The sequence below is a fragment of the Porphyromonas uenonis DSM 23387 = JCM 13868 genome, assembly GCF_000482365.1.
GTDB classification, from domain to species: Bacteria; Bacteroidota; Bacteroidia; order Bacteroidales; family Porphyromonadaceae; genus Porphyromonas; species Porphyromonas uenonis.
This window is the reverse complement of record NZ_AXVC01000039.1, coordinates 1-3,556: the sequence shown is the minus strand read 5'-3', so window position 1 is coordinate 3,556 and position 3,556 is coordinate 1. Positions and strand designations below refer to the sequence as shown.

Here is a 3,556-nt window from a genome sequence, read left to right as displayed (position 1 = left end):
CGTATCACTTCTTGATATTGGCAAGGTGTGTCTTTGTCCGACAAACTCCGTTTCTGCCGACAAAGACCCTTGCCCCGAAGGGGAGAGAATTACTCCAAAGTCGTAATTAGATAAGGATAAAAACAATGAATGGAAAGATAGAACGATGGGACAGATGGGATACGCGTCTTCCCAACCCGAAAGACCAGCAACGGGCGATTGATTTGTTCCATAAATCAGGTGCGGAAACGAAGTCCGACTTCGTGCGAGCAAGGATATTGGGAGAGCATTTCAAGGTGATAACGGTGGATAAGTCTGCCGTGGAGTACTATCGTAAGCTCTCCGAGTTAACTGCCCAGATCCATAAGATAGGCGTGCTGTATAACCAAGCTGTACGAGCCATCAACAGTTATCATAGCGTGAAGACTGCTCAGATACTGCTTGAGAAGCTGGAGCAACTGTCAGCTCAGATTATTGCTTTGCAGGAGCAGGCTATCTCTCTGACCATTGATTACCGCAAGTAATGATTGCCAAGATTTCAGCAACGGAGAACCTCGGGGGTGCGCTCGGCTACAACTTCAAGAAGGTGAATAAGAAGGAAGCGACACTTCTGCTGGCACATGGCTTGTACCAAAATAGAGCGGGCGAATATACGATGTCGGAGGTCCTTGCAGATATGCAGGCATTGATACCCGAAAAGTGTAGAACAAAGAAAACGGTCTTCCATTGCTCGCTCAATCCGCATCCAGACGAGAAGCTGTCCGATGAAACGCTCTCGCAGATAGCTAAGGAGTATATGGAGGCTCTGGGCTATGGCAAGCAACCCTACATTGTGTTCAAGCACAATGATATCGCCCGTGAGCACATACACATCGTATCGCTAAGGGTAGATGGTGACGGTCGAAAGATCAATGACAAGTTTGAAGGCAGAAGAAGTAAGAAAATTACGGATGCACTGGAGAAGAAGTACCATTTAATTCCCAGCACAGAGATTACAGATAAATCGCTACAAGAGCTCTCAAAGGTGGATATGGCAAAAGGAAATATCAAAGAGCAGGTAGCATCTATAGCTCGTTCTGTTCTGAAGCATTACCGCTTCTGTTCGCTGGGAGAACTCAATGCCATTCTTTCCCACTACAATCTTGCCGTTGAAGAAGTCAAAACAGAGTTTCGAGGGAAGAAGTACGATGGACTGGTCTATGTACCGACTGATGATAAAGGCGATAAGGTAAGTACACCCATCCATGCCTCGGAGATCGGTCGTGGTGTGGGCTATACAGCCGTACAGAATAGGATGCAACAATCTAAGCAAGCTATCAAGCCACTGATGCCAGCCGTAAGGGAGAAAGTCCTACAAGTAATGCGTACTTCTCCCCAGACAGAGGAAGCACTGCGACATCGATTGGAGGAGCAAGGCTTGCGAATAGTTATCCGAAAGAATGAGAGCGAGCGCATCTATGGTATTACGTTCATAGACGATGCGAATGGCATTGCACTCAATGGCTCCCGACTAGGCAAGGGATACTCGGCCAATACATTTAATGCCTACCTCTCCAACCCGACCTGCAATCCATTTATGGATGAAACATTGTATGGCATTTCTTCCGCTCAATTGAAAGAAGAAGCCCCAACTGTTCAACCGTTACAGTCAGATGCGGATGAGGGAGACAACCTTGTCGATGAACTGGTAGATGATATTGTCGGTGAACTCCCGATCGGTAGTAGCAACGATGATTGGAAAGAGGCGGCTTGGCAACGGAAACTTCGCAGGCAGAGCAAGGTTCATCTCAGACGAAGAAAGAGGTAAGTCAAGGCAGGGTATGATAAAGAGGACGGCATCGCACTCTTCACGGAGGAAATCGGAAATAGAGACGGAGGAAAGAAGAAACATCCACGGAAGGACAGAGTGATAGTTCGGAAGAATGAAATCAAACTTCGGAAGAATGGAATGAAACTTCCGAGGAAATAGATCGCCCCTCCGTGGCAAATAGAAAATGGTCACGTAGGTATCTACTGTTTTCTCTGTGAAGATACAGTTCGGTGAAAAGGGAAAGTAGCGAAGCTTACGCATTTGATTTTGATGAAATAGTGATTAGACAACGATTAAACAACAGATAACTATGGCACAAGAAGATGATTTGAGAGCATTGGGCAAGATTATGGACTTTATGAGAGGTATCTCTGTTCTATTCCTTCTCATTAACTGCTACTGGTTTTGCTATGAAGCATTCCACACTTGGGGCTTGACGCTCTCGGTACTCGATAAGATTCTGATGAACTTTCAACGGACAGCAGGGCTCTTCTCCTCGATTCTCTGGACGAAGCTCTTTTGTGTGCTGTTCCTTGCCCTTTCTTGCTTAGGAACTCGTGGAGTTAAGGAAGAGAAGATTACTTGGGCTAAGATTTGGACGGTTCTGACTATCGGCTTTGTGCTATTCTTCCTCAATTGGTGGCTACTGGCACTTCCGATTGGAGTCGTTGGTGCAGCTTCGCTCTACATCTTCACAGTCTCTGTGGGGTATATCTGCCTGCTGATGGCTGGCGTATGGATGAGTCGCCTGCTGAAAAACAACCTTATGGACGATGTGTTCAATACGGAGAACGAGAGCTTCATGCAGGAGACAAGACTGATGGAAAACGAATACTCGATCAATCTCCCTACACGCTTTTACTATAAGAAGAAGTGGAATAACGGTTGGATTAACGTGGTCAATCCCTTCCGTGCCTCGATGGTGCTTGGTACACCGGGATCGGGTAAGTCCTACGCCATCGTGAACAATTACATCAAGCAGCAGATAGAGAAAGGCTTTGCCATGTATATCTACGACTATAAGTTCCCCGACCTTTCGGAGATAGCCTACAATCATTTGCTCCATCATTTGGATGCTTATGAGGTGAAGCCCCAATTCTATGTGATTAACTTTGATGACCCTCGTAAGTCGCACCGCTGTAATCCCATCAATCCTGCTTTTATGAGCGACATCTCCGATGCGTACGAATCGGCACATACGATTATGCTTAATCTCAACCGCTCGTGGATTCAGAAGCAGGGTGATTTCTTTGTGGAGTCTCCAATTATCTTGCTTGCAGCTATCATTTGGTTTTTGAAGATATACGAGGAGGGGAAGTATTGCACCTTTCCACATGCCATAGAATTCTTGAATCGACCGTATGCCCAGATATTCCCAATACTCACCTCTTACGATGAGCTGGCGAACTACCTTTCGCCTTTTATGGACGCTTGGGAGGGTGGAGCGCAAGACCAGTTACAGGGGCAAATTGCATCAGCGAAGATTCCTTTGTCAAGAATGATTTCACCAGCATTGTATTGGGTGATGACGGGCGATGACTTCTCTCTAGACATCAACAATCCTAATGAGCCTAAAGTGCTTGTGGTAGGGAACAACCCCGACCGACAGAACATCTATTCGGCTGCGCTCGGACTCTACAATAGCCGCATTGTGAAGCTCATCAATAAGAAGCATCAACTTAAAAGCTCGGTGATTATAGATGAGCTACCGACCATCTACTTTCGAGGTCTCGATAACCTAATAGCCACAGCCAGAAGTAACAAGGT

Annotated in this window: 3 protein-coding genes; all 3 read left to right on the top strand. The window is 46.3% G+C overall.

Annotation, left to right across the window (positions count from 1 at the left end):
* Nucleotides 1–125 precede the first annotated feature (125 nt).
* Nucleotides 126–503, top strand: coding sequence for a plasmid mobilization protein (locus L215_RS0103670; RefSeq protein WP_025883348.1), 378 nt, complete (start codon nt 126–128; stop codon nt 501–503).
* Nucleotides 503–1,786, top strand: coding sequence for a conjugal transfer protein MobB (gene mobB, locus L215_RS0103665; RefSeq protein WP_025883349.1), 1,284 nt, complete (start codon nt 503–505; stop codon nt 1,784–1,786). The genes L215_RS0103670 and mobB overlap by 1 nt, the downstream gene beginning before the upstream one ends.
* 313 nt (nt 1,787–2,099) lie before the next feature.
* Nucleotides 2,100–3,556: YWFCY domain-containing protein (locus L215_RS0103660; RefSeq protein ID WP_027451359.1), on the top strand; the 1,457-nt coding region annotated here is incomplete at its 3' end.